Raw genomic sequence first — 24,649 nt, forward strand, 5'->3', positions numbered from 1 at the left:
GGCGCGAGGCCGCCGAGGCGGAGGCCCGCGCGGCCGAGGCCGAGGCCCGCGCGGAGGCCGCCCGCCTGGACGCCGTGGCGGCCCGGGAGGAGCTGGCCGCGGGGCTCGCCGCCGCCCAGGCCAGCGTCACGGCCGCGCAGGAGAGCGAGGCCAACGCGTGGAAGGAGGCCGGCGCCCACCAGCAGGCCCGCGCCACGTCCGCCAACGAGGCCGCGCACGCCGAGGGGATACGCAAGCGCGCCGAGGCGGCGTGGAGCACCGAGCACCAGGCGCGCACCGAGGCCGAGCGCGAGCGCGACGACCTGGCCGCGCGGCTGAGCAATGAGCAGCTCGCGCTCGCCGCGGCCAAGAGCGACCTCGCGGACGCGCGGGCCGAGCTGGCGGACGTGCGGGGCGAGCTGGCGGAGGCGCGCGCCAAGCTGGAGGCCGCGGCCGACACCGAGCGGCGGCTGCGCGCCGAGCTGAGCGTCGTGCAGGGCGAGGTCGCGGGGCTGAGCGTGGAGCGCGACGCCGCGACGGAGCGGGCCGCGGACCTGGCCGCGCGGGCCGAGCGCGCCGAGCAGCTCGCCGACGCGGCCGACGCCCGGATCGACGGCGAGCGGGCGCGGGCCGACCGGGCCGAGGAGCGCGCGGACGCCGCCGAGATCCGCATCGACCGCGACGCCGCGACCGTGCGGGCGCTCCAGGACACCCTGCGCGCCGCGCTGGACCTCCCGTCCGTGGAGGACCTCGACGACGGGCGCGGCGTGCCGGTCGGCGACACGGGCGCGGTCACCGTCCAGCCCGGAGGCCTGGTCGGCGTCGACCAGGTCCCCGAGCTGATGGACGGTGAGCTGGCCGGACGGTTCGCCCGCGCGATCCTGGCGGTCCGCGTCCACCAGGCGACCCGCCGGGCCGTGGAGGAGCCGCCGGCCGAGCCCGAGGAAGCCGAGGCCGAGGAGTAGGCGCGGGCCCGGGCCGTCAGGCTCTGCCAGGGGCCCTGCCCTTGAGCGGGAGTTCCGCCAGGCGGACGCAGAGCATCGTCCCGGCGAAGCCCGCCAGGCATCCCAGCAGGAGTTGGGGAAGGTGGAGGAACTCCTCCTCCGCCCCCATGTGGATCAGGCCCACGCGGATGAGGAGCGGCAGGCCCGCGCCGGCCAGAAGCGCGCTCGCGCGCCGGCCCTGGCGGGACTTCGCCAGGGCGGCGCAGACGAGGACGGCGATGACCAGCACCGCCACGAACCGGACGCGTCCCCACGTCTGGGAGAAGGAGTACAGCCGGTCGATGTCGTGCGCGCTCACGTCGCCGAGGTGCCCCTGGAACAGGAGGCTGAACAGCGGCTGCGACGTGAGCGCGGCGAGGACGCCCGCCATGGCCGCGAAACCGGCGACCCGAGCGCGGCCGAGCAGGCGGGCGCCGTGGCGGGGCCCGGGGGACGCGACCAGCGAGGCGGTGGCCAGCAGCGCGAGCGGCAGCGGGATGCCCGCCACGGAGGACCCCACATAGGCGTACGGGGCTTCCGGGAAGTTCGTGCCCCAGACCGCGAGGACGACCTGCGCGGCGGTCACCGTGCATGCGGCGGCGGTCGCGTACCGGCGGGCCCCGCACCACACCAGGACGGCGATCCCCGCCCAGGCGACCCAGTAGGGCGCGGTCCCGAAGTACAGGGGGAGCATGGGCCACAGGCGGTGGCCCTCGTCCACCTGCCTGGCGATCATCATCGCCGTCTCCGGCACGTCGAGGGCGAACCGCGCCCCCTCGGCGACGAGCATGAGCAGCGAGACGAATCCGGCCACGGCGAGCGCCCCCGGCCACGGCGATCCGGTGGCGCCGCCCGCGGCGCGGCGCAACCGGATCCGGACGGCGCCGAGGAGCAGGTCGGCGGCGTCGGCGGTGGACGGCCGGGTCTGCCCCGGCCGGGCCGCCGACAGCAGCACGTCCAGCATCTCCTGCTCGTGCTCGGCGCGGTGACCGGTCGGGTAGCAGGCCAGGAGGCGGCGGTAGCGGAGTTCGAGCGCGCTCATCGGAGCCCCCCGAAGGCCGGGGTCGTGCCGCCGCGCAGCCTCGGGAAGGCGGCCAGCCGGCCGGCGGCGACCCGCGTCCGGTGCTGGAGCGCCTCGACCTCGGCGTTCAGGGCGGCGGCACCGTCCTCGGTGAGCCGGTAGTAGCGGCGCAGCCGGCCGTCCACGACCTCCTCGCGGTCGGGGGCGATGAGCCCCTCCGCCTGGAGCCGGTCCAGCGCGGCGTAGAGCGTGCCGGCGCGCAGCCGGGCGCGCCCGGCGGAGATCTGCTCGACGTCGGACATGATCCCGTAGCCGTGCTGCGGGCCGTCCGCGAGCGCGGTGAGGATCAGGAACGTCGGCTCCTGCATCGATTTGGGCATGCCATCGTTATATATCGATCAACTGACTATGGCAAGGCGTCATCTGAGCGCGGCGGGGGCCGTGGGCGGGACGGCGGGCTTCGCGGGCAGGACGCGGTCGATGCGCTCGTAGGGGCGACCGGGCGCGGGACGAGGGTCCTTCTGGCCCCGGTTCGGCCAGAACGCCATGGCGCGCTCGGCCTGCGCCGTGATGGTGAGGGACGGGTTGACGCCGAGGTTCGCGGTGACCGCCGAGCCGTCCACGATGTGCAGCCCCGGATGGCCGTGGACGCGGTGGTACGGGTCGACGACGCCGGTCTCGGGCGTCTCGCCGATGACGCAGCCGCCGATGAAGTGCGCGGTCGTCGGGATGTTGAACAGGTCGAACCACGTCCCGCCGGGCGTGGCGTCGAGTTCCTCGGCGAGCATCCGGACGGCCTTGTGCGCGACGGGGATCCAGGTGGGGTTGGGCTCCCCGGCGCCCTGGCGAGCGACGAGCCTGCGGCGCCCGAGGCGGCCGCGCTTCTCTCCGATGGTGATGGAGTTGTCGGCGGTCTGCATGACCAGGGCGATGACGGTCCGCTTGGCCCAGTCCCTGAGGGACAGGCCGCGCAGGATGACGGTCGGGTGCCGGGCGGCCTGGCCGAGGAACTTCAGCCAGCGGGGCGCGCCGCCCCCGTCCACCAGCAGGGTCCGGATGACGCCCATGGCGTTGTTGCCCGCGCCGTAGCGGGTGGGTTCGATGTGGGTCTTGTCGTCCGGGTGGAACGACGAGGTGATGGCGAGGCCGGTGCTGTGGTCCACGTCCTTGCCGCGGTGCCAGACGGTCATGCGCTCGACGCCGAGGAGCGCCTCGGAGTTGGTGCGGGTGAGCTCGCCGAGGCGCGGCGACAGGTGCGGGAGGCGGCCGGCGGCGCGCATGCGGTGCAGGAGGCGCTGCGTCCCGTACGTCCCGGCGGCGAGGACGACGTGCTCGGCGGTCAGCGTCCGGCGGCGCCCGCGGAGCGGGCCGGTGTGCTCGGCGGTCACCTCGTACCCGCCGGACTCCCGGGGCGCCAGGGCGGTGACGGTGGTGTCGGGGATGACTCGCACGCCCGCCTTCTCCGCCAGGTACAGGTAGTTCTTGGTCAGCGTGTTCTTCGCGCCGACCTTGCAGCCGATCATGCAGGCGCCGCAGCCGGTGCAGGTGGTGCGGCGGGGGCCCGCGCCGCCGAAGTAGGGGTCGGCGGCGTCCTCGCCGGGCTTCTCGCCGAAGAACACGCCGACCGGCGTCGGATGGAAGGTGCCGCCGACGCCCATCCGGTCGGCGACGCGCTTCATCGCCTCGTCGGCGGGCGTGACGAGCGGGTTCACGGTGACGCCGAGCATGCGGCGGGCCTGGTCGTAGAACGGCGCGAGCTCGTCCTGCCAGTCGGTGATGTGGCCCCACTGGCGGTCCTTGAAGAACGGTTCCGGCGGGACGTAGAGGGTGTTCGCGTAGACGAGGGAGCCGCCGCCGACGCCCGCCCCCGCCAGCACGAGGACACCGGCCTTTCCGCCCACCAGGTGGACGCGCTGGATCCCCCGCATCCCGAGGCGCGGCGCCCACACGTACTTGCGCAGCCGCCAGGACGTCTTGGGCAGCGTGCCCTCGTCGAAGCGGCGCCCTGCCTCGACCACCGCGACCCGGTAGCCCTTCTCCGCCAGCCGCAGGGCCGACACGCTGCCGCCGAACCCAGAGCCCACCACGATCACGTCGAAATCGAAGCCGTCGGGCATCACACACCGCCTTCGTCGGGGGAGCGAAGGGGCCGAGTGTGCTCCTCGGAAGCGGGAGCACACTATGCACGCGTCGCAACGATTCACGGCGGCGTTTGTCAGCGGAGCGACAAAGCCCGCTCAGCCCGCGGTGAAGGTGTCGAGTGCGGTGATCTTCCAGTGGCCGTCGCGGCGGGCGGCGGTGACGGTGAGCATGGCGGGGGCGTGGGTGCTCTCGCCGTCGCCGGTGCGGGTGGTCCTCTGGTCGGCGAAGACGAGGACGGCGGCGCGGTCGCCGGTCAGGGCGGTGACGGCGCTGTCGGTGACGCGGGTGCTGAGCACGGTCCGCGCCTTCGGGGCGTCCTCGCGGACCTTCCCGAAGATCGCCTCGTACTGGCGGACGGCCTCGCCGGCGAGGGACGCGCGTGCGGCCTGCGACGTCCGGCCGGGGGCGGCGTAGTCGTAGGAGAACACCTTGCCGATCATGTCGGCGACGGCGCCCTTGACCTCGCTGGTGGCGACGCCGTCGGTGAGGGCGGTGTTGCGGGCGGACGGGTCGTCCCGCAGGCCGTCGGCCTGCCGGAGCGCCCACACGCCGAAGGCGGCGAGCAGGACGGCGGCGAGGCCGAGCGCGAGGGGCGAGGACGCGCGGGCCCGCCACCGCGCACCGTTCCGGACGGCCCGCAGAGCCGTGTAGCCGAGCTCCGCCATGTCAGGAACCCTCCGCCGGAGCCTGGCCCAGCCCGCTGAGCTTCCAGCCGCCGGACGTCCTGGTCAGCTCGCCGACGAGGCGGCTCTGCCTGACGGCCGGGTCGCCGTCCGGCGGGGTCACGGTGATCTCGACGGCGACCAGCATCCGGGCCTTGCCGGACCGCTCGTCCAGTTCGGCGACGGCGGCGTCCAGGATGCGGGCCCTGGTGATCGTCCGCGCCCTCGCGACCTCCCGCTCGAAGGCCGGACGGCCCTGCGCGATCTGCCGGTGCAGGTCGCCGGTGGTGGAGTCCTGCCAGGTCTTCAGGCCGGGCCCGAGGGAGCGGTAGTCGAGGGTGTTGAGGTTCTGGACGCCCTGCTCCCCCGCCTCCAGGACGTCGTCGCGGGCGCGGGAGTACGCGCGGGCGCCGTCGTGCGCGGCCGAGTACCAGGACCGGCCGGCCCAGGCGGCGAACAGCGCGGCGAGGACGAGCAGGGCCGTCGCCGTCCGTCGCAGGGTGTCGTCTGTCCCCTGCAGGGTTCCGTCTGCCATGCGAGCCCCTCAGACCGAGGTGAGAGCGGTGATCGTCCAGTGGCCGCGGTCGCGGTGCGCGGTCACCGTGAGCTGCGCGGCGGCGGGCGTCCCGTCCGGTCCGCCGGCGCGCGTGGCGGTCTGGTCGAGGAAGACCAGGAGCCGGGCGGTGTCTCCGGTCAGCGAGACGACCCCGGCGCGCACGACGCGGGTGGCGAGCGTGACGCGCTGGGCCGGGGCCTGCCGCCTGACCTGCGCGAAAAGCCGCCGGTACTCGTCCAGCGCCCGGCCCGACAGCTCCGTTCCCGCGGCCTGCTCGGTGGCGGCGAGGTCGTCCGGCGCGTAGCTGAACACCCGGGCGAGGGCCGTGGACACGTCCCCGAGCACCTCGGTCGTGGCCACGTCGTCCAGGACGGCGGTGTCGCGAGGGTTCTCCTCGTGCCCCGTCAGCCCGTGATCCCGTGCCGGCCCGGCGGCGAGACGGAGGGCCGGCGCGAGCAGGGCGAGCGCGAGCGCGACCGCGAACGGCCGGCGGAGCCTGGGCGGCCGCCTCATCGCGCACCGACCGGGATCGCGGTGAGCGATTCGAGCCTCCAGCCGGACGGCGTGCGGACCGTCCCGGCCTCGAAGCGTTTGCGCTGCAGGGTGGGCGCACCGCCCTGCGAAGCCAGCTTCACCTGCACGGACGCGATGACCTTCGCCTTCCCCGCCCGGACGTCGAGCGAGGTGACGGCGGCGCCGGTGACGGTCGCCGCGGCGGTGGTCCGCGACCGGCCGATCCTGGTGCGGTTCTGCGGTTCGTCCCGGGCGAGCTGGTCGTGCAGCGCGCCGGTGGAGGCGTCCCTCCAGGCGCGCAGCCCCGCGTCAACCCGCGCGGGGTCCATCGTGTTGAGCGCGGCGATCTGCTCGCGCGCGCTCCGCAGCACGACGTCCCGCGCGCGTTCGGCCCCGCTCCGGGTGTCCGGTTCGTCGTGCCACACCGTCCAGCCCGACCAGGCGAGGAACGCTGCGGCGGCCGCGATCGCCGCCCACCCCGCGAGGAGGCCGCCGCGCCCCCGGACGTCCCGTGCGGTCGCGTTCATTCGCCGGCCCCCGTAACGCCGAGCAGGCCGCCCATGCCGGTGGGGCCGTCTTCGACGCCGGGCAGGGCGAGCGCCCCCGGCAGCGCGGGCGAACCCGCGGAGAGCACCGACCCCGCCCGTGCAGGGACCGGGACGGGACGTCGCGGAGCGTTGCCCGCGCCGCGCACGTTCACGCCGCTGGACGGCGGCGCGGCGCAGCGGGCGGCCGTGTTGAGCGCCGGGCCGGGCGAGGTGTCGAGGCCGTTGCGGTACCGCGTGCCGCCGTAGCCGCTCGTGCAGTCCGGCGGGTCGAAGAACGTCGTGACCATCCCGAAGTGGAGCCTGCCGCCCTGGGCGGCCGACATGCCGGCGGAGACCGCCGCGGGCGCCTTGGCCAGGAGCTGCTCCAGGCCGTCGGCCCGGGGTTCCAGCAGATCGGACGTGGTCAGCAGGTTCGCGACCAGGACGCTGAGGGACGGGTCGAGGTCGCGCACCAGCGCCCGGAACTCGCCCGCCGCTCCCGGCGCGGTCGACACCAGTCCGCGGATGGCCGGGTCGGACTCGCGGAGCTGCTCGGAGAGGAGCCGCGCGTTGCGGGCGAACGCCTTCAACGAAGCGGCCTCCCGGTTCTGGGTGCGCAGGACGGTCTCGCCGTCGCCGATGAGCGAGGTGGTCGGCCCGGCGTTCTCGTTCGCGGCGCGGGTCAGCGACCGCGTGCCGTCCAGGAGGGCCTGGAGGTCGGGCCCCTGCCCGGCGAACGCCCGGCCCAGCTCCCCGACGACCGTCCGCAGCGCGTCGGCCGGGACGGACGAGGCGAGCGCGTTCACGCTGGTGAGCAGGTCCGTCACCGGCGCGGGGGTCGCCGTGGACGAGCGCGGGATCACCGAGCCGGCCGCCAGGTACGGTCCGGCGCCGGTGTCCGGGCGCAGGTCGATGTACTGCTCGCCGATCGCCGAGCGGTTCGCGACGACGGCCCGCGTGCGCGCGGGGATGCGCGGCGCCGACTTCTCGATCTTCAGATCGGCGAGCACGCCGTCGCCGGTCAGGCGCAGCGCGCCGACCCGCCCGACCGAGGTGCCCCGGTAGGTGACGTCGGCGTTCTCCGCGAGGCCGCCCGCCTCGGCGAGGTCGGCCCGCACGACGTAGTGGTCGCGGTAGCCGACGTACCCGCCGAGGTCGGCGTAGGTGAGGCCGACGTGGCCCACCGCGAGCAGGCCGACGACGAGGAACACGAGGTTCTTGATCCTGGCGGACGCGGTCAGCATCAGTCTCCCTGCGCGGGCTCGATCGGCGGGACGATCCGCGTCCCCGGCCGGGCGGTGATCTGGAGGTACACGTTCAGGTAGTCGCCCTTCACCGCGGGCAGGACGGCGTCGGTGAACGGGTACGTCGCCAGGACCTGCAGCGCGTTCGGCAGGTCGCGGCCGGCGTCGGAGAGCCTGCGCAGCGTCGGTTCGAGGGCGCGCAGGTCGGCGATCATGTCGTCCCTGCTCCGCCTGACGGTGGTGACCGCCGCGCGCGACAGGTCGTCCAGCGAGCGCAGCATCCGGACGAGCGCCCCGCGCTGCTCGGCCAGCACCGCGAGGCCGGGTTCGATGTCGTCGAGGGCGACGCCGATCTGGTCCCTGCGGCCGCGCAGCGTGGCCGACAGCCGGTTCAGGCCGTCGATGGCGTCGGCGATGCCCTGCCTGTTCGCGTCCAGGGCGCCGACGAGCGTGCGGGCCTGCTCCAGCAGCGACCGGACCCGCGGTTCGTTGCCGCCGAGGGCCCGGTTCAGCTCGACGGTGATCGTCCGGAGCTGGGCGATGCCGCCGCCGTTCAGCAGCATCGACAGCGCGCCGAAGACCTCCTCGACCTCGGGGTTCCGGTTCGTCCGGGACTCCGGGATCACCGCGCCGTCCGCCAGCGCGCCCGTCCCCGCGCCGGACCGGGTCCCGCCCGGCGGGCCCGCGCCGAGCTGCACGAACTTCTCCCCCAGCAGGCTCGACTGGCGCAGCTCGGCGCAGGCGTCCGCGGGGAGCCGGACGTCGCCGTTGACCTTCATGGTGACCTCGGCCGTCCAGCCGCCCCGGGGCAGCGCGACCTTCACCACCCGCCCGACCGCGACGTCGTTGACCTTCACCGCCGACTGCGGGACGAGGTTCAGCACGTTCGCGAACCGCGCCCGCACCGTGTACGGGTGGTCGCCGAGGTCGGCGCCGCCGGGCAGCGGGAGGTCCGCGGCGCCGGAGAAGCCGCAGCCGCCGAGGGCGGTGCAGGCGAGGGCCGTCCACACGACGTGCCGGATCATGGCTCCGCCTTCCGGGGCCCGGCCGCAGGCAGAGGCGGCGCCAGTTCGCTGAGGTTCTGCCGCCCCATCAGCGACCGCGTCGCCGGGTCGTAGGCGTTGAGGACGTTCGTCGCGTTGAGCGGCTGGACGTCCAGGGCCTCCGCCAGCGACCGGCGCTGCTTCACCAGCAGCCGCGTGATGTCGGCGAGCTTCCCGACGTTCCCGGCGATCTGCCGCCGGTTGTCGTGCACGAACGCCTTGACCCGGGCGAGCGCCTCCGCCAGCGCCCGCAGCGCGGCGTCCAGTTCCTCCCGGTCGTCGGCGAGGAAGCCGGAGACGTCGGCGAGCTGCCGCTCCGCCTCCCTGACCTGCCCGTCGTTCGTCTTCAGCGTCGTCGTGAACGTCTGGAGGCCGCGGATCGTCGCGAACAGGTCCTTCTGCGAGCCGGACAGGGTCCTGGCCGCCTGCGCCATCCGCTCGGTGGTCGTGCGGATGTCGCGCCCGTTGCCGCTCAGGTTCTCCGCGCCGGTTTCGAGGAGCCGCGACAGCGCGCCGTCCTTGTTCAGGCCCCGGGGCCCGAGGCCGGCGGCCAGCTCGCGGATGCTGTCGTAGATCTTGTCGAGCTCCATCGGCGTGGCGGTCCGCTCGACCGGGATCACCGCCCCGGGCGCCATCTTCGGTCCGGCCGTGTAGGCGGGAGTGAGCTGGACGTACCGGTCGGCGACCAGGCTCGGCGCGACCGCCACGGCCTTCGCCCCGGCGGGGACGTCCACCCCCCGGTCGACGGTCATGACCGTCCTGACCCGGGTCCCCTCGGCGCGGACGGAGTCGACCGTGCCGACCTTCACGCCGAGGACCCGCACATCAGAGCCCTGGTAGACGCCGACGGCGGTCTCGAAGTACACGGTGATCCGGGTACCGCCCGGGTCGCGCAGGGCGACCGGCACGACGGCGGCGACGACGACCGCGAGGCCGGCGGCGACCAGCGGGGTGCTCAGTCGGCGCAGCATCAGTTGCCTCCCTTCCTGGGTGGCATGCACCCTCGGTCCGGTGCCTTCGCCCCGTACTCCTTCGGGACGAGCCCGCACAGGTAGCCGTCCATCCAGCGCCCGTTGCCGAGCGTGTTGCCGAGGAGCCGCGTGTAGGGGCCGGCCGTCTTCAGCGCCCTGTCGAGGTCGTCCTGGTTCCTGCGCAGCAGGTCCGTGACGCGGCCGAGCGCGCGGAGCGTCGGGTCGAGCTGCCGCTGGTTGTCGTCGACGAGCCCTGTGAGCTGCTCCGCCAGCGCCTGGGTGCCGGTGAGCAGCGCGTGGATCGCCTCGCGGCGGCGCCGGATCTCGCCGAGCAGCAGGTTCCCGTCCCGTAGCAGCGCCTCGACGTTCGCGCTCTGGCCCGCCATCGTCCCGGTGACCTGCCGGGCGCCCGCCAGCAGCCGCGCGAGCTCGGCGTCCCGCGACGAGATGGTCTTCGACAGCGCGGAAACGCCGTCCAGCGCCCTGCGGACGCTCGGCGCCGTCCCCGCGAACGTCGTGGAGATGGCGTCGAGGCTCGCGGCGAGCCGGGCGGAGTCGATCCGGCCGACCGTCCCGGCGAGGTCCTCGAACGCCCTGGTCACGTCGTAGGGGGAGGTCGTCCGGTCGAGGGGGATGCGGCGGCGCGGGTCCTGCGGGCGGGTGCCGAGCGGGTCGAGGGCGAGGAACTTGTCGCCGAGCAGCGTCTTGATGGCGATGGCGGCGGTGCTGGCGTCCCCGATCCAGGTGCGGCGCACCCGGAACGCGACGGCGACCTTCGCGCCGTCCAGCCGCACCCCGGTGACCTCGCCGACCTTCACCCCCGCGACGCGGACCTCGTTGCCGGGACGCAGCCCGGCGGCCTCACCGAACTCGGCGGTGTAGCGGGTGCCGCCGCCGATCACCGGCAGGTCCCCGGCGTTGAACGCCAGCAGGACCAGCGCGGTGATCAGCGCGAGCGACACGACCGCGACGGCGACGGGGTTCCGCTCCCGGACGGGCCGCAGCCGGGGCCTGGGCCGCCGGCCTTCGGCGAGCCGTCTCTTCGTCATGCGCCGCACCTTTCGGCCGTGAGCGGGACTCCGGTGGGCGGCGGATGCTCCTCGCCCGGGTACTGCCGGTAGGCGGCGCCCCGGAGGTCGGCCTCGCAGAGGTAGAGGTTCAGCCACGACCCGTAGGAGGCGATGCGCCCGATCGCGGTCATCTTCACCGGCAGCAGCCGCAGGAACGACTCGACCTTCGGGGAGTCGTCCGACAGGTTCCCCGACAGCCGCCCGAGCTGCGCGATGTCTCGCTTGAGCGGTTCGCGGCCGTCGCGCAGCAGGCCGGTGGCGGTGCTCGCGAGGTCGTCCAGCGCGCCGATCGCCGCGCCGATCGACGTGCGGTCGGCGGCCAGCCCGGACACGAGCCGCCGCAGCGTCCCGACCAAGCTCCCGAGGGCGTCGCCGCGCGCGTTGACCGTGTCGAGGACGGCGTTCAGGTTGTCGACGACCTGCCCGATGACCTGGTCCTTGTCGGCGATTCCGCGCGTCAGCGACCCGACGGAGGACAGCAGCCCCTCGACCGTGCCGCCCTCACCCTGCAGCACCTGCACGATCGACCCGGCGAGCCGGTTCACCTCCCGCGGCGACAGCGCCTGGAACAGCGGCTGGAACCCGTTGAACAGCTGCGTCAGGTTCAGCGCGGGCGCCGTCCGCTCGACGGGGATGGTGGCGCCGGGCCGCAGCGTCCCGCCGGCCCCGGCGCCGCGCCCCAGCTCGACGTACCGCTGCCCGATCAGGTTCAGGTACTTGATCGTGGCGGTGGACGAGGCGGGCAGCCGGCGCCCGCGCTCGACGGAGAACGAGACCAGCGCGACGCGACGGTCCACGACCTCGATGCCGCCGACCCGGCCGACCTCGACGCCCGCGATCCGGACGCCGTCGCCCTCGCGGAGCCCGGACGCGTCGGTGAACCGCGCCCGGTAGGAGACGGTGTCGCCGCCGCCGGACCCGGTGATGCTGAGGGCGAGCATCGCGGTCGCCACCACCGTGACCACGACGAAGGCCAGCGACTTGACCAGCGGCTTCGCCAGGCCCCGGTTCCCTCGCGCCGTCCGGTTCACTTGAGCCTCACCTCCGTGCCCCGGTAGACGGGCCCGACGAGGACGCTGCTCCAGTCCGGCAGCGCCTCCGGAACCTCCTGGAGCCCGGGGGCGAGCAGCTCGTTGACGAGGCGGTTCTCCTCGGGCGAGTTCGGCAGGCCGAGCGCGCCCGGCGCCACCGCGACGGGCGTCGCCGCACCGACCGGCGCCGACCTCGGGACGGTGGTCCCGCCCACCGGATAGCAGTGCGGGCCGCTCTTGTCGGTGTAGCGCGGACGGTCCTTGCCCGGGACGTAGCCCCCCTTGGACGGCAGCGTCGTGACGTCCACATGGAGGCCGGGCCGGTCGGTGCCCTTGCCGAGCACCTTGTCCATCACGGGGACGAAGTCGGTCAGCATCCGCAGCGTGCACGGGTACTCGGGCGAGTACCTGCTCAGCAGTTCGAGCGTCGGGCGGCTCGCCGCCGACAGCCGGATGACGTTGCCGGAGTTCTCGTGCAGGAAGTGGGCCAGGTCCTGGGAGGCGTCCGTGACCGACGCGTACAGCCGCGCGAGGTCGTTCCTCTGCTCGACCAGCGACCGGCTCGTGAAGGCGAAGTCGTGGAGGGCCTGGAGGATGTCGGGCGCGGCCTCGGTGTAGTCGCGGCTCACCTCGACGAGCAGCCTGAGGTCGCGGTTGAGGGCCGGCACGCTCGGGTTGATCTTCTTGAGGTAGGCGTCCAGCTCGACGATCGTCCGGCCGAGGTCGGCGCCGCGGCCGTCCAGCGCCTGGGACACGGCGGTGAGCGTCGCCGCCAGCTCCGCCGGCCGGACGGCCGTGAGCAGCGGATACAGAGTGTCCATCACCTGCTGGAGCTCGATCGCGTTCGCCGACCGGTCCTGGCTGATCACGCTCCCGGCGGTGAGCCGCTCGGGGGACGGCCGCGCGGGCGGGACGAGCGCGACGAACCGCGCCCCGAACAGCGTCGTCGGCAGGAGCTGAGCCGACACGTTGCGCGGCAGCAGCCTCACCTTGTCCGGCCGGATCGCCAGCCTGAGCGTCGCGACGCCGCCGTCCGAGGAGATCTCGCGGACCTCGCCGACGACCACGCCGCGCAGCTTCACGTCCGCGTGCGGGCGCATCTCGCTGCCCGCGCTCGCCGTCCGCAGCGTCACCGGGACGACGTCGGTGAACCTCTTGCCGTAGACGGCGACCGACAGCCAGACCAGCAGCACCGGCACCAGCAGGAACGCCACCCCCGCGAGCCGCCGGCCGAGGACCCCGCGGGCGTTCACCCGGCCACCTTCACCGTCGTGCCGGCGCCCCAGAGCGCGAGGCTGAAGAAGAAGTCGCTGACGCTGATCAGGACGATGGACGTGCGGACCGCGCGGCCGACGGCGCGCCCCACCCCGGCCGGTCCCCCGGCCGCGCGGTAGCCGTAGTAGCAGTGCGACAGGATCACCAGGACGCTGAACACCAGCACCTTGAGGAACGACAGGACGACGTCCACCGGCGACAGGAACAGCCCGAAGTAGTGGTCGTAGGTGCCCGCCGACTGCCCGTTGAACACCACCGTGACCTCCCGGGACGCCAGGTAGGCGCACAGCAGGCCGATCGCGTACAGCGGGACGATCGCGACGGCGCCCGCGACGATCCGCGTCGTCACCAGGTACGGCAGCGACGGGATGCCCATGACCTCCAGGGCATCCACCTCGTCGCTGATGCGCATGGCCCCGAGCTGCGCGGTGAACCCCGCGCCGACCGTCGCCGACAGCGCCAGGCCCGACACCACCGGGGCGATCTCGCGGGTGTTGATGTAGGCGGACGCGAACCCGGTGAACGCCGAGGTCCCGATCTGCTGGAGGGCCGAGTAGCCCTGCATGCCGACGACGACACCGGTCGCGAGGGTCATCGCGACCATCACGCCGATCGTCCCGCCGATCACGCCGAGGCCGCCGCTGCCGAACGCGACCTCGGAGAGCAGCCGCTGCACCTCCCTGCGGTAGCGGTGGACGGCGCGCGGCGTCCACAGCAGCGCCCGGACGTAGAAGACGCCCTGGTCGCCGGGCTGGTCCAGCCACGCGAACCACCCGGCCGGGCCGGGGGGCCGCCCCCTCATGAAGGCGAGGCTCACGCTCAGCCTCCCTTCGGCGGGACGACCTGGAGGTAGATCCCGGTGATCACGAGGTTGAGCAGGAACAGCAGCAGGAACGTGATGACGACCGACTGGTTCACCACGTCGCCGACGCCCTTCGGGCCGCCCCTCGGGTTCAGGCCCCGGTGGGCGGCGACGATCCCGGCGACGAAACCGAACAGCAGCGCCTTCGCCTCGCCGACGTAGAGGTCGGGGAGCTGGGCGAGGGCGGAGAAGCTCGCGACGTACGCGCCGGGCGTCCCGCCCTGCATCATGACGTTGAAGTAGTAGCCGCCCGCGACGCCGACGACCGAGACGAGCCCGTTCAGCAGGAAGGCGACGGCGACGCACGCGAGGACGCGCGGGACGACGAGCCGCTGGACGGGCGAGACGCCGAGCACCTCCATCGCGTCCAGCTCCTCGCGGATCGTCCGGGCGCCGATGTCCGCGCAGATCGTCGAGCCCGCCACCCCCGACACCAGCAGCGCCACGATCATCGGGCTGGCCTGCTGGATCACCACCAGGACGCTGGCGGCGCCGGTGAACGACTGCGCGCCGAACTGCTGGGTGAGGGAGCCGACCTGCAGCGACGTCACCGCGCCGAACGGGATCGACACGAGCGCCGTCGGCAGGATCGTCACGCTGGCGATGAACCAGAACTGCTCGACGAACTCGCGGACCTGGAAGGGCCGCCGGAACGCCATGCCGGACACGGTGGCGCCGAGCGCGAACATGCGGCCCGCCTCGCGCAGCGCGCTCAGCGGATACGCGGCCAGGGGCGGCATGCCCGCACCTCCCTCCAGGTCCGACGCGGCGTCATCTCTTGCACGCCGGCGCCTTGGCGAACGCCGCGGCCAGCCGCGGGTTCTTCCGGAGGTCCTGCTCTGGCCCCTGGTAGCCGCTGTACTGCGCGAACGCCTTGCCCATCTGGTCGACGGCCCGTTGCAGCGACCGCTTGTCGGTCACCTTCGCGCGCTTGAGGTTCTTGGACGCGGTGGTGACGGTCGAGTGCGTGCGGGTGAGGTTGTTCATCGTGGTGGAGAACACGGCCTCGCCGTTGTCGACGGGCGGGGCGCCGAGCCCGGACAGCTTCGTCTCCAGCGTCCGCATCCGGTCGGAGATGCCGTCGAGGAGCTGGACGAGCGACGCCTTGGACTTCAGGACGCTCGCGCCGTCCAGCTTCGGCGCCCGCATCGGGGCGCTCTGCGTGAGGACCCCGCAGGCCCTGCCCGCCCAGGCGACCTCGGGGCCGTCCTTCTTCTCCGAGCCGCATCCGGCCGCGGACAGTGCGGCCACCGAGGCCAGCGCCGCGAGGGCGACGGTTCGCCGAACCATGGTTGTCTCCTTCTCGGGGGTGGGTGACCGTGCCGGCGGTCGCGGGGTCAGAAGCCGGCGGTCAACAGTTGGAGGTGGCGGGCTTCCCCGCGAACCGGTCCGCCAGGAACGCCATCGCGTCCTCGTCGCCGCGGTAGACGAGGGTGATGTGGCCGACGCCGTCCCACGTCTTCCAGGTGACGGGGACGCCGAGCTTGCAGTAGTCGTCCCGGAGCTGCTTGGCCTGCCCGTACGCGACGATCTCGTCGGAGACCGAGTGGTACTGGAGGACGGGGACCTTCACGGGCTCGCCGCCCAGCTGGTTCTCCGCGACGCGGTTCAGCCACGCCTCGGTCGCGAACGGGCTGGTGGTGAAGTAGTCGGGGATCGTCCTGCCCTTGTAGTCGAGCAGCAGCTCCAGCGTGCAGGCGCCGCCCTCCAGGCCGTCGACCATGGCGCGGCCGGCGTCGTTGAGGTAGGACGCGAGGTCCAGCTCCGGGTAGGCGTGGTCCATGCCGACCATCGAGTAGAGGAGGAAGCCGAACGGGTCCCGGCCCTCCAGCGGCAGGCCCACGGCGGCGAGGTCGGACGGCACGCCGCCGCCGACGACGCCCGCGAGCTTCAGCTCCGGCGCGTACTTCGGCTGCTTCTGCCCCGCCCACATCGCGGCCGCGCCGCCCTGCGAGTAGCCGCGGAACGCGACCCGCGCGTCCTTCGACAGGCCCGACTCGGGGAGCCGCTGCGCCGCGCGGACCGCGTCGATGACGGAGTAGCCCATGGAGTCGACCACGTAGGTGGTCGCCGGGTTCTCGTGGTAGCCCTCGTAGTCGGTGACGGCGACCGCGTAGCCCTTCCCGAGCATCTCGTTCAGCGCGGCCTGCTCGTAGAAGGCGCCCTGGTCGATGAACCTGGACGGCGCGCAGCGGAACGCCGGGCCGCTGGTGCCGGGACCGAACCCCACGATCGGCGCCTTCGCCGGGTCCGCCTTCTTCGGCACGAGGACGATCCCGGTGACGGCGACGGGCTTGCCGAGCGCGCTGGTCGACAGGTACATGACCTGCCAGGCGTCGGCGAGGGAGCGGGCGGTCGGCGGGCCCGCCTTGGCCGGGCGCGCCCGGATGACGTCGCCCGGGGAGCCGGACGGCAGCGGTGAGGGCGGGGTGTAGAAGGCGTCCCCGGCGGGGCCGGGTCCGGTCGCCGGGGCCGCCGAAGCGGGCGCGGAGGACGCCGGGACGGCGCAGAGCGCGGCCAGCAGCGCGGCGGCCAGGGCGAGGAGCGCCGCTCGCCGGTGGTGGTGGTTCGGCATCGCCTGCTCCTAGCTCGTCTTCTTCGGGGTGAGCGTCACGGTGATCGCGTTGCCGGGGCCGGCGAGGGAGGAGCCGAGCACGCCGGTGAGCGCGCCGCAGCCGTCGATCGGCGGCAGCTCGTAGGCGCCGGCCAGTGCGCCGCCCGCCTTCAGGTCGAACCCGGCGGCGGAGGTCAGCGTGATGCCGGCCGGAAGGGACGTCCGGCACGCCTCGCCGCCTCCGACCGGCAGGAAGCCGAACACCGTGAACGCGGGGAAGCGCGCGGTCACCTTCGAGGTGGTGGTGAGGACGCCGTCCTTGTAGGTCCCGGTCGTCCCGCCTTCGGCGGCGAACGTGACGTCGGCCGTCACGGGCAGGAAGCCGAGCATCTGGAACCGGGCCTTGGACGGGTCCAGCGTGAGGCCGCCGGTGACCGCGCCGCCGTCGACCTTGGCGTCGAGGGCGCCGGTCAGCGGGATCGTCCCGCCGGAGGCCTTGATCGTGGAAGAGCCCTGGAGCGTGTAGGAGTACGGCGCGGCCCCCGGGCCGCCGTCCTCGTCCACGATCTCGAAGGAGGCGAGGACGGCGTCCTGCCCCGGGTCCTGCGTGCACTCGGACTCGAACGTGCCGAGCCCGGAGGCGCCGCCGTCGTCCGTCCGCGGGGTCAGGGTCAGGACGAGGTTCCCCACCGTGACCTTGCCGGGCCCGGCCTGCGTGAACGTCAGGTCGGGCGCCGTGCCGCGCCCCTTCACGCTGAAGCCGCCGGACGCGGGGATGGGCGTCCTGTCCAGCGCGGAGTCGACCTCGACGGGCAGGCCGTCCGGCATCTCGGGGACGGTCAGCGTCGCGTCGGCCAGCGCGTGGCCCTCCAGGGTCGTCGCGTACAGGGCCCGCAGGCCCCGCGCGGACTCCGCGCCCACCGCCGACACCGAGTCGACGGCGATGCCCGGCATGACCTCGCCGACCTCGACCCGGCCGGGGACGTTCGCGCTGAGCTCCACGTGGACCGGCTGGGGCCCGAGGAGCGGGAACGTGCAGTGGTAGTCGAGCCCGAGGGTGGCCGGGCCCGCCGCGGCGGGGCCCGCGCCGGCGAGGCCCGACGCCAGCAGGGCGGCGGCCAGGGCCAGCGCGGCGCCCGTTCTCTTCTTCTTCGTCACCTGTCGACCTCGCCTCGTCTGGGGCGGGCCCCTCACCGCGCCTGCGGCTTGGTCGCGTTCGCGGCACGGCGTTCGCGGCACGGCGTTCGCGGCGCGGCGGGGGCCCGCCCTGGTTGACCGTCAGCTCACCGCCGCCGTCACGCCTTGGGCGTGAGGGTCAGGTCGATGGTGTTGCCGTCACCGGCGGTGAAGAGGTTGAGGATGCCGGTCAGCGGCCCGCACTGGTCGATCGACGAGAGCGAGTACCGTCCGCTGATCTTGCCGCCGACGCCCGGGTCGAAGAACTCGCCCGCGGGCGACTGGAGCCGGACGTCGGAGGGCTCGGTCGTCTGGCAGTTCTCGCCGCCGCCGATCGGGATGGCGCCGAACACGTTGAACGACGACAGCTTGGTGATGACCTTGCTGTTGGTCGTGAGCTGGCCGTCCTTGTAGAGGCCGGTGGTCGGGCCCTGCGTGACGAGGCCGATGTCGGCGGTCACCGGCAGGAAGCCGAGGATCTGGAAGTTGCCCTTGGTCGGGGCGAGCTTCAGGTCCGCGGTGACGGCGCCGGTGTCCAGGTTCAGGTCGGCGCCGACGGAACCGGTCAGGGGCGCCTTGCCGTTCGGCGCCTTCACGAACGTCTCACCGGAGAGGGTGAAGTCGTAGTGCTCACCGCCGGTGGGGGTCGGGGTCGGCGTGGGGGTGGGAGTGGGGGTCGGAGTCGGCGTGGGCGTGGGCGTGGGGGTCGGGGTGGGCGTCGGAGTCGGGGTGGGGGTCGGCGTGGGAGTGGGGGTGGGCGTCGGAGTCGGGGTGGGCGTCGGCGTGGGGGTGCCGCCGTCGGTGATGGTGAAGTGGGCGAACGGTTCGTCCTGGCCCGGGTCCTTGGTGCAGGTCACGTCCTTGCCGCCGGCCCAGACCTCGGTGCCGTCGGCCTTCTTCGGGTTGATGTGCTGCGTCAGCCCGACGATGGTGATCTTGCCTTCGCCGGTCTGGCTGAACACCAGCTGCGGCGCGTCGCCCTCGGCGACCAGGTCCCAGGTCGCCCCGGCCTGCTGCGGGATGTCGACCTTGTTGATCACGACGTCCGTCGCGACCGGCAGGTTCGGGTCCTCGGGCACCGACACGACCGAGTCGGCGGAGGCCGTGCCCTCCAGCGTGACGGCCTTCACCGCGCGCAGGCCGTTGGTGATGGTGCCGGTGATGTGCGCCGTCGACTTGATGTGGAAGGGCGGCGACAGCTCCCCGACCTTGATGGTGGACGGGAAGTCGCTGTCGATGTCGACGGTGAGCGGCTGGTTGCCGATCAGGGGGAAGACGCAGTGGAAGTTCAGCGTCTGGTGGATCGGGTCCGCCAGGGCGGGGCCGGCGCCGACGACGCCGAGCAGGGAGAGGCCGAGGCCCCCGATGGCCGCGGTCGCGAGGCCCTTGGCCGTGCGCCGCTTGCGCGTACCGAGCTTGTCGTCCAACTTTCTGCCTTTCGTCCGGAACCAGATTTCCCGTACGTTTCGAGGCGGTAAATTACCGGCCGCCGGCGCGCGGGTCTTCGCGGTCGACTGACAAAATCAAAGACATTCACGCTCACCGTTCAACGGCTTTTCAGAAGTGCGACCACCTAAGCATGATCTGACATTCTCCGACCTTTTCGAGGGCAGCATAAGATCACCGGACGACAGCGTTTCCGCAATTTGTCATCCGGTGCTCGAATCACCGGCGCGAACGGATCAGAGGTGCTGGTAGGTGGTGTAGTCGGAGGCGAAGTCGTTGTACTTGAGGAAGTTGGTGAAGCTCATCGTGATCGTGGCGTCGAGGCCCTCGACGTAGTGCCACCACCCGATGGGGATGAACAGCAGCTCACCGGGGGCGAGCGTGCACTCCAGCACCTGCGCCTTGCGCATGGCCGGGAACTTGTCGTAGTCGACGTCGCTCCCGTCGACCTCCGAGTAGCAGTGCAGGGTGTTGTAGACGTGGGCGGTGTCGTGCATCGGCACCATCCTGACCCTCTTCCGGCCCATCACCTGCGCCATGAAGTTGTTGGTCAGGTCGTGGTGGTAGGGCGTCTTCGTGCCGGGCGGGCCGAGCCAGAAGAAGCTGCGGCCCTTGACCTCGCCGCCGTCCAGGTACTCGGAGACCGGGTCGATGTCGTCCCACAGGACGTCCAGCGCCCGCTGGTTGCGGGACGCGTTGTTGGCCGTCATGTAGAAGTCGTTGGTCGTCCCGGCCGCCTCGACCATGTCGACGTACTCGCGGAACGGCATGAGCCGCTTGTGCCGCGGCCCGTTGATCTCGTAGTTCTCGTCGGACTCGCGGCCGAACTGCACCTCGACCTCGTTGCCGCCGCACGTCTCGCGCAGGTAGTCGAAGTCCCACTTCGTGAGCGCGGGCCACGACTTGAGCATTCCGGTGATGATGACGGGGCGGTTCTGGAAGTAGTACTCCTCGAAGAACTCGTCCCGGGAGAGGCGCTCCCTCCGGACGATCTCGCCGCCGTCCGCGCGCATCCGGGCGAGCCGCCCGTAGACGGTCAGCGTCCACTCGCGCTTGCGGAGCCGGTTGGCGACGCGGGTCGCGCCCAGCACGTACGGGCTCGCCAGCGCGCCGGCCACCTCCCGGGCGGCCTCCTCCTCGGTGAACCCGTTGCTCGCCAGCGCCGCGCGGATCACCTCCGGCGGGTTGCCGAGCAGGAGGTTCTCGGCGATCCAGCGGCGCCACTGGTCCTTCGGTCGGGTGGTGGTCACGGCGTTCCTCCGTGTTCGGTGGGCAGGCGTTTCGGTGAGCAGGCGTGCCGTTCAGCCAGCGGGGCGTGGGGCGGTGCGCGCGGGGAGAGGGACGACCGGCGGGCAGCTGATGTCGGCGTCCGGGATGCAGGTGGCGCCCAGGCTGACGCGCAGCAGGTTCCCGGGGCCGGAGACGGTGCCGTCGAACAGCGGACCGAGGTCCTCGCCGACCCCGCAGCCGGTGAAGCGCGGGATGCGGAACGAGCCGTCGAGCGTCCCGCCTTCCAGGACGCTGGTCATCTCGCCCTTGAGGGCGATGTCGGCGTCGGTGGCGGTGCGGCAGTCCGGGCCGACGTTCAGCGGCGCCCCGTTGACGGAGACGTCCGAGATGCGGATCGACATCCGCATGTGGGCGCTGACGGACTGGACGCCCGTCCGCATGTCGCTGACGGCCTCGAACGTCCCGTAGTCCTCGCCCGGTCCCACGGGACGCTGCGTCATCTCCATCGTCGCGGTCGTCGGCATGAACCCGAAGGTCAGGAACGTCGACCGCGACCGCAGCGGCGAGACGAACCGCTGCCGGACGGAGGCGCCGGTGTCGGTGAGCGAGTAGACGACGTTGGTGAGGGCGGGGCGGCCGAACTCCGGATCGTTCAGGATCGCGGCGCCCTTGAGCTTGGTGACGTTGGAGAACCCCGACAGGTAGACGCAGCCGGGATACCAGTCGTCGGAGGGCCCGGTGAACTTCCCGCACTCGGCCGGGGTCTCGCCGGGCGCCCCGGCGGCGGCACGCCTCTCTGTCTTCGGCGGCACGGGCGTCGGCGGCGCGGGCGTCGCCGGGGTCTTGCCGGCGGGGACGGGCACCGTGGCGAGGACGCGTTCCCCGGACGGCTCGCACCCAATGGTGATCGCCGGTTTCGCGTCCTCGGGGACGCCGCCGTGGGCGTCGCGCGGGCCCAGCTCCAGCGTCAGGCTCCCTGCGGTGAACGTGAGGTCGCCGGTCCCGGCGGGCGTGACCGGCGGGACGTCCCCTGACGCCGCCAGGACCAGGTCGGCGTCGTCCGCGACCGGGGTGGCGGGCGTGGTGAGCCCCGGCCAGGTCGCCGGGGCGGACCGGCCGTTCTGCCGCACGGACACGCCGAGCTCCGCGGTCCCGGCGACGGAGGCGCCGCCGAGCGCGCTCACCTCGGGCACCGCGGCCTTCGGGATCGTCACCGCGGCCGTGACCCGGCCCGGCCGAACGGGGCGTCCGGCCGTTCCCGTCGCGGGGAACGCGCCCCGCACCCGGACGCCGACCTCCTGCGACGTCCCGGACGGCAGGCGGCACGCGTAGGTCAGGGCGGCGTCCGCCTCCTGCGCCCGTGCCGCACCGCCCGGCGGCGCTCCGGTCGCGAGCGCGCCCAGCCCGACGGCCGTCACGGCGCCGAGCCTCCAGCGGGCCGGGGTCCTCATCGTCGATCACCTCTCGTGGGACTGCTGCGGACGTGCGGGCCGGCGCGAGATCACGTCCAGCCGGGGAGCCACAGGCGGGCCTGCCGGCCGGCCTCCGGAAGGGGCTGGCCTGTAAGGATCGGCAGGAGGTAGGCCAGGTTCACCGCGACGAGCGCGAGGTAGGCGGCCCCGCCGGCGCCGAGCAGCAGGCGCGGCACGGGCCGTTCCCGGTACGGGGCGGAGACGCCGTCGTAGAGCAGGACGATCGCGAGGATCGCGAACGGCAGCATCGGCAGCGCGTAGGTGGAGTACATCGTCCGGCCGGCGAGCGCGGCGGGGAACCAGGGCAGCCAGCTCGCGAGGTGGCCGCCCACGACCGCGGCGGCCCGCCAGTCGCGCGCCGCGAAGGCGCAGACCACCATGCCGAGCAGCGCGACGATGGAGAACCACCAGATGGCGGGCGTGCCGAGGTGGGAGATCTCGCTGACGCACTTCGCGGCGTCGCAGCCGTCCCGTCCCCGCGGCACGGAGGTGCGCCACATGACGGCCGGATGCCCGAGGACGGGCCACTGCCAGGGCCACGACTGGCCGGGGTTCGGCTGCGTCACACCGTTGTGGAAGTCCAGAGTCATCGCGTGGTAGTGCCACAGCGACCGCAGCGGATCGAGGAACGACGGCCACAGGCCGCTCGGATGCGCCTCGGCCCAGCGCCGCTGGAACCCCGGGACGTTCTGGCCGAAGAGGGTCTTCTGCAGGGGCGTCCCTGAGACGAACCAGCCCCACCAACTGGCCAGATAGACGACCCCGGCGACGGCCCACACCTGAAGCAGCGACGGCAGGAGGTCGAGCCTGACCATGCCACGCCATGGCCGGGCGACGCCGGTGTCCTCGCGCGCGTTCCCGTCCCAGATCAGCGCCAGCACCCAGAAGAACACGAGCACGTAGACGCCGGACCATTTCGTCGCGCAGGCGAGGCCGAAGCAGACCCCGGCCGCCAAGCGCCACCCATGCCAGACGAAAGCCCCGCCGGGCCCCCCGCTCTCGGAGCGCGCTGCCAGGGCGTCCCGCGTCCTGTCCCGATCGGCGACGATGCAGCCGAACCCGGCCAGCACCCACACGAGCAGGAAGATGTCGAGCATGGACGCGCGGCTGGACACCAGCCATGAGCCGTCCAGCGCGAGCAGCAGCCCGGCCGCGCAGCCGAGAACGGTCGAGCCGGTCAGCCGCCGGGCGATGCGGGCCAGCAGCAGGACCGCCAGCACGCCCGCCGCACCGGCCGCGCACCGGTAGCCGAACGGGCCGGATCCGAAGAGCGCCATCCCGGCGGCGATGAGCCACTTCCCGAGCGGCGGATGCGCGGCCCACTCGCCGCCGCCCGCGAGCCCCGCCACGGGATGCCCGGCGATGAAGAAGGAGTCGGCGTACTGGCCGTTCGGGCCGCCGCGCCAATTGTGCTCGACCCCGTAGTGCAGGAACGCCCAGGCGTCCTTGGCGTAGTACGTCTCGTCCCAGACGAGGGCGTGGGGGGCGCCGAGCCGGTGGAACACCAGGAATCCGGCGAACGCCGCGACGAGCAGCGGCCCGGCCCAGCCCCACGCGGACGCGCGCAGGCCGGCCGGCGCGCCGGCCGCGGACGCCGGTTCTTCCACCGCTACGGAGGCGGTCAAGGTGCTCCCCTTCGCTACGGCGTGGACGGGGAGAAGAACCGTAATGAGCGGCGCACCCCCGGATGAACCAAGTCCGCGACGAAGAAAGAGGGACGATTACTCACCCCTGTGAGTTATCTACCCTCCCGCCCCGGGAACCCGAATGCCGTTATAGAAACGAACGACAACATTCCCGAACACCGCTGTCCTGCGACGCACGATTTCCGCATCACGAAAAGGGGCAAGGTCCGGAACCGAGCAGGCGGGTGCGTCAGTCCGTCGTCCAGTGGCGGAGTTTCTCGGGGTTGCGCACCACCCAGATGCGCCGGATCCGGTCTCCCGCGACCTGGAACGCGAACACCGTCACGATGGCGCCGTCCTGCTGAGCCACCAGGCCGGGCTGACCGTTGACCGTACGCTCCACGAACGTCATGTCGTCGGGCCTGCGCCGGGCGAGTTCGATCCAGGCGCGCGCGATCCGCTCGCCGCCTTCGATGGGGGGCGAGAAGGTGGTGGCGAGGCCGCCGCCGTCGGCGACCGCCGTGGCGTCGGGGTCGACCAGGCGGATGAGGGCGTCGATGTCCTTCGCCTCCCACGCCCGTTTGAAGGCTCTGACGACGCCGGCGTGCCGGGCCGGCGGGGTCGCGGCGGGCTGCGAGGCGCGGACGCGGCGGCGGGCCGAGGAGGCCAGCTGGCGGCACGCCGCCGGAGTGCGGCCGACGATCTCGGCCACTTCGGCGAAGGGGTGGCGGAAGACGTCGTGCAGGATGAACGCCACGCGCTCGGCGGGGGTCATCGATTCGAGCACGACCAGGAAGGCCAGGCCGAGCGACTCGTCCAGGGTGACCCGGTCGGCCGGGTCGGCGGCCGCGCCGTCCGGCCGCCCGCCGATCCACTCCGCGCGCTCGGGCAGCGGCTCGGGGATCCAGTCCCCCACATACGTCTCTCGCCGGGCCCGCGCCGAGCCGAGCACGTTGAGGCAGACGCGGCTGGCGACGGTCGTCAGCCAGGCCCCGGGCACCTCGATGGCGTCCTGCTGCTGGCGGGACATGGCGTACCAGCGGGTGTAGGTCTCCTGCACGGCGTCCTCGGCCTCGGCCAGGGAGCCCAGGAGCCGGTAGGCGAGGCCGATCAGGCGGCGCCGCTCGCTCATGATCGCGTCAAGGTCCGGGTCGGGCCGGTCCTGTTCCGGCTCGGATCGGGTGGTCATGGCGCCGACGGCTCCCTTGGTCGTATCGGTCCTCACCCGTTCGACAGGACGGCGCACCGGATTGTGAGGCGACGCGCC

At 73.3% G+C, this 24,649-nt stretch carries 23 protein-coding genes and 1 pseudogene; 1 reads left to right on the forward strand and 23 read right to left on the reverse strand.

Translation table 11 applies throughout. The features are described from left to right. Positions 1 to 944, forward strand: a pseudogene (locus AB0K37_RS09085) (hypothetical protein); the annotation flags it as partial. A gap of 16 nt (positions 945 to 960) precedes the next feature. Here the strand turns inward: AB0K37_RS09085 and AB0K37_RS09090 are convergent. The 23 genes from AB0K37_RS09090 to sigJ all read right to left on the reverse strand — a co-directional run bounded on the left by AB0K37_RS09090 (position 961) and on the right by sigJ (position 24,571). Then, positions 961 to 2,004 carry a hypothetical protein gene (locus AB0K37_RS09090; protein WP_363977092.1) on the reverse strand — a complete coding sequence of 348 codons (1,044 nt, stop codon included), beginning with the start codon at positions 2,002 to 2,004 and terminating at the stop codon, positions 961 to 963. Beyond that, positions 2,001 to 2,363: a PadR family transcriptional regulator gene (locus AB0K37_RS09095; protein WP_363977095.1), complete on the reverse strand. Its 363-nt coding sequence runs from the start codon at positions 2,361 to 2,363 to the stop codon at positions 2,001 to 2,003. The genes AB0K37_RS09090 and AB0K37_RS09095 overlap by 4 nt, the downstream gene beginning before the upstream one ends. A 39-nt stretch (positions 2,364 to 2,402) precedes the next feature. After that, positions 2,403 to 4,100 (reverse strand): GMC family oxidoreductase, encoded by a 1,698-nt coding sequence (locus AB0K37_RS09100; protein WP_363977098.1) that lies wholly within the window; start codon positions 4,098 to 4,100, stop codon positions 2,403 to 2,405. 120 nt (positions 4,101 to 4,220) lie between these two features. Continuing rightward, positions 4,221 to 4,790 carry a hypothetical protein gene (locus AB0K37_RS09105; RefSeq protein ID WP_363977101.1) on the reverse strand — a complete coding sequence of 190 codons (570 nt, stop codon included), beginning with the start codon at positions 4,788 to 4,790 and terminating at the stop codon, positions 4,221 to 4,223. Between the two features lies 1 nt (position 4,791). Beyond that, positions 4,792 to 5,322 carry a hypothetical protein gene (locus AB0K37_RS09110; protein WP_363977104.1) on the reverse strand — a complete coding sequence of 177 codons (531 nt, stop codon included), beginning with the start codon at positions 5,320 to 5,322 and terminating at the stop codon, positions 4,792 to 4,794. Between the two features lie 9 nt (positions 5,323 to 5,331). Continuing rightward, positions 5,332 to 5,856: a hypothetical protein gene (locus tag AB0K37_RS09115; RefSeq protein ID WP_363977106.1), complete on the reverse strand. Its 525-nt coding sequence runs from the start codon at positions 5,854 to 5,856 to the stop codon at positions 5,332 to 5,334. Further along, positions 5,853 to 6,383 carry a hypothetical protein gene (locus AB0K37_RS09120; protein ID WP_363977109.1) on the reverse strand — a complete coding sequence of 177 codons (531 nt, stop codon included), beginning with the start codon at positions 6,381 to 6,383 and terminating at the stop codon, positions 5,853 to 5,855. Before AB0K37_RS09120 ends, AB0K37_RS09115 begins: the two co-directional genes overlap by 4 nt. Continuing rightward, a complete protein-coding gene (locus AB0K37_RS09125; RefSeq protein WP_363977112.1) occupies positions 6,380 to 7,627 on the reverse strand; it encodes an MlaD family protein in 1,248 nt (415 codons plus the stop codon). The genes AB0K37_RS09120 and AB0K37_RS09125 overlap by 4 nt, the downstream gene beginning before the upstream one ends. Then, positions 7,627 to 8,652, reverse strand: coding sequence for an MCE family protein (locus tag AB0K37_RS09130; protein ID WP_363977115.1), 1,026 nt, complete (start codon positions 8,650 to 8,652; stop codon positions 7,627 to 7,629). The genes AB0K37_RS09125 and AB0K37_RS09130 overlap by 1 nt, the downstream gene beginning before the upstream one ends. Continuing rightward, positions 8,649 to 9,641, reverse strand: coding sequence for an MCE family protein (locus AB0K37_RS09135; RefSeq protein WP_363977118.1), 993 nt, complete (start codon positions 9,639 to 9,641; stop codon positions 8,649 to 8,651). The genes AB0K37_RS09130 and AB0K37_RS09135 overlap by 4 nt, the downstream gene beginning before the upstream one ends. Continuing rightward, positions 9,641 to 10,690, reverse strand: a complete 1,050-nt coding sequence (locus AB0K37_RS09140; protein WP_363977121.1) for an MCE family protein — start codon at positions 10,688 to 10,690, stop codon at positions 9,641 to 9,643. Before AB0K37_RS09140 ends, AB0K37_RS09135 begins: the two co-directional genes overlap by 1 nt. Continuing rightward, the gene (locus AB0K37_RS09145; RefSeq protein WP_363977123.1) at positions 10,687 to 11,742 is read right to left on the reverse strand and encodes an MCE family protein; all 1,056 of its coding nucleotides are present in this window, start codon (positions 11,740 to 11,742) and stop codon (positions 10,687 to 10,689) included. Before AB0K37_RS09145 ends, AB0K37_RS09140 begins: the two co-directional genes overlap by 4 nt. Continuing rightward, positions 11,739 to 12,995 carry an MCE family protein gene (locus AB0K37_RS09150; protein ID WP_363977126.1) on the reverse strand — a complete coding sequence of 419 codons (1,257 nt, stop codon included), beginning with the start codon at positions 12,993 to 12,995 and terminating at the stop codon, positions 11,739 to 11,741. Before AB0K37_RS09150 ends, AB0K37_RS09145 begins: the two co-directional genes overlap by 4 nt. Further along, complete coding sequence (locus AB0K37_RS09155) at positions 12,992 to 13,819, reverse strand: ABC transporter permease (RefSeq protein WP_363977275.1); 828 nt, start codon at positions 13,817 to 13,819, stop codon at positions 12,992 to 12,994. The genes AB0K37_RS09150 and AB0K37_RS09155 overlap by 4 nt, the downstream gene beginning before the upstream one ends. Before the next feature lie 17 nt (positions 13,820 to 13,836). Further along, positions 13,837 to 14,619 carry an ABC transporter permease gene (locus tag AB0K37_RS09160; protein WP_363977129.1) on the reverse strand — a complete coding sequence of 261 codons (783 nt, stop codon included), beginning with the start codon at positions 14,617 to 14,619 and terminating at the stop codon, positions 13,837 to 13,839. 31 nt (positions 14,620 to 14,650) lie between these two features. Then, a complete protein-coding gene (locus tag AB0K37_RS09165) occupies positions 14,651 to 15,169 on the reverse strand; it encodes a hypothetical protein (RefSeq protein ID WP_363977132.1) in 519 nt (172 codons plus the stop codon). 61 nt (positions 15,170 to 15,230) lie between these two features. Next, positions 15,231 to 16,454: a lipase family protein gene (locus AB0K37_RS09170; RefSeq protein ID WP_363977135.1), complete on the reverse strand. Its 1,224-nt coding sequence runs from the start codon at positions 16,452 to 16,454 to the stop codon at positions 15,231 to 15,233. A gap of 9 nt (positions 16,455 to 16,463) precedes the next feature. Beyond that, complete coding sequence (locus AB0K37_RS09175; RefSeq protein WP_363977138.1) at positions 16,464 to 17,591, reverse strand: DUF6801 domain-containing protein; 1,128 nt, start codon at positions 17,589 to 17,591, stop codon at positions 16,464 to 16,466. Between the two features lie 137 nt (positions 17,592 to 17,728). Next, positions 17,729 to 19,036, reverse strand: coding sequence for a DUF6801 domain-containing protein (locus AB0K37_RS09180; RefSeq protein WP_363977141.1), 1,308 nt, complete (start codon positions 19,034 to 19,036; stop codon positions 17,729 to 17,731). 255 nt (positions 19,037 to 19,291) lie between these two features. Next, a complete protein-coding gene (locus tag AB0K37_RS09185) occupies positions 19,292 to 20,305 on the reverse strand; it encodes a cupin-like domain-containing protein (protein ID WP_363977144.1) in 1,014 nt (337 codons plus the stop codon). 51 nt (positions 20,306 to 20,356) lie between these two features. Then, entirely contained in the window at positions 20,357 to 21,736 is a 1,380-nt protein-coding gene (locus tag AB0K37_RS09190; RefSeq protein WP_363977147.1) for a DUF6801 domain-containing protein, read from the reverse strand. Positions 21,737 to 21,786: 50 nt separating this feature from the next. Further along, positions 21,787 to 23,382: a phospholipid carrier-dependent glycosyltransferase gene (locus AB0K37_RS09195; protein ID WP_363977150.1), complete on the reverse strand. Its 1,596-nt coding sequence runs from the start codon at positions 23,380 to 23,382 to the stop codon at positions 21,787 to 21,789. Positions 23,383 to 23,632: 250 nt separating this feature from the next. Beyond that, on the reverse strand, positions 23,633 to 24,571 hold the full coding sequence (gene sigJ, locus AB0K37_RS09200) for an RNA polymerase sigma factor SigJ (RefSeq protein WP_363977153.1): 939 nt from the start codon (positions 24,569 to 24,571) through the stop codon (positions 23,633 to 23,635). Positions 24,572 to 24,649: the final 78 nt, after the last annotated feature.

It is taken from the genome of Actinomadura sp. NPDC049753 (assembly GCF_040674655.1).
Taxonomy (GTDB): Bacteria; Actinomycetota; Actinomycetes; order Streptosporangiales; family Streptosporangiaceae; genus Spirillospora; species Spirillospora verrucosospora.

Coding starts and splice junctions, on each gene's coding strand:
- AB0K37_RS09115 (WP_363977106.1), bottom strand. CDS start 5,856: ATGAGGCGGCCGCCCAGGCTCCGCCGGCCGTTCGCGGTCGCGCTCGCG.
- AB0K37_RS09140 (WP_363977121.1), bottom strand. CDS start 10,690: ATGACGAAGAGACGGCTCGCCGAAGGCCGGCGGCCCAGGCCCCGGCTG.
- AB0K37_RS09130 (WP_363977115.1), bottom strand. CDS start 8,652: ATGATCCGGCACGTCGTGTGGACGGCCCTCGCCTGCACCGCCCTCGGC.
- sigJ (WP_363977153.1), bottom strand. CDS start 24,571: ATGACCACCCGATCCGAGCCGGAACAGGACCGGCCCGACCCGGACCTT.
- AB0K37_RS09120 (WP_363977109.1), bottom strand. CDS start 6,383: ATGAACGCGACCGCACGGGACGTCCGGGGGCGCGGCGGCCTCCTCGCG.
- AB0K37_RS09135 (WP_363977118.1), bottom strand. CDS start 9,641: ATGCTGCGCCGACTGAGCACCCCGCTGGTCGCCGCCGGCCTCGCGGTC.
- AB0K37_RS09155 (WP_363977275.1), bottom strand. CDS start 13,819: ATGAGGGGGCGGCCCCCCGGCCCGGCCGGGTGGTTCGCGTGGCTGGAC.
- AB0K37_RS09095 (WP_363977095.1), bottom strand. CDS start 2,363: ATGCCCAAATCGATGCAGGAGCCGACGTTCCTGATCCTCACCGCGCTC.
- AB0K37_RS09160 (WP_363977129.1), bottom strand. CDS start 14,619: ATGCCGCCCCTGGCCGCGTATCCGCTGAGCGCGCTGCGCGAGGCGGGC.
- AB0K37_RS09125 (WP_363977112.1), bottom strand. CDS start 7,627: ATGCTGACCGCGTCCGCCAGGATCAAGAACCTCGTGTTCCTCGTCGTC.
- AB0K37_RS09190 (WP_363977147.1), bottom strand. CDS start 21,736: ATGAGGACCCCGGCCCGCTGGAGGCTCGGCGCCGTGACGGCCGTCGGG.
- AB0K37_RS09170 (WP_363977135.1), bottom strand. CDS start 16,454: ATGCCGAACCACCACCACCGGCGAGCGGCGCTCCTCGCCCTGGCCGCC.
- AB0K37_RS09110 (WP_363977104.1), bottom strand. CDS start 5,322: ATGGCAGACGGAACCCTGCAGGGGACAGACGACACCCTGCGACGGACG.
- AB0K37_RS09165 (WP_363977132.1), bottom strand. CDS start 15,169: ATGGTTCGGCGAACCGTCGCCCTCGCGGCGCTGGCCTCGGTGGCCGCA.
- AB0K37_RS09090 (WP_363977092.1), bottom strand. CDS start 2,004: ATGAGCGCGCTCGAACTCCGCTACCGCCGCCTCCTGGCCTGCTACCCG.
- AB0K37_RS09100 (WP_363977098.1), bottom strand. CDS start 4,100: ATGCCCGACGGCTTCGATTTCGACGTGATCGTGGTGGGCTCTGGGTTC.
- AB0K37_RS09105 (WP_363977101.1), bottom strand. CDS start 4,790: ATGGCGGAGCTCGGCTACACGGCTCTGCGGGCCGTCCGGAACGGTGCG.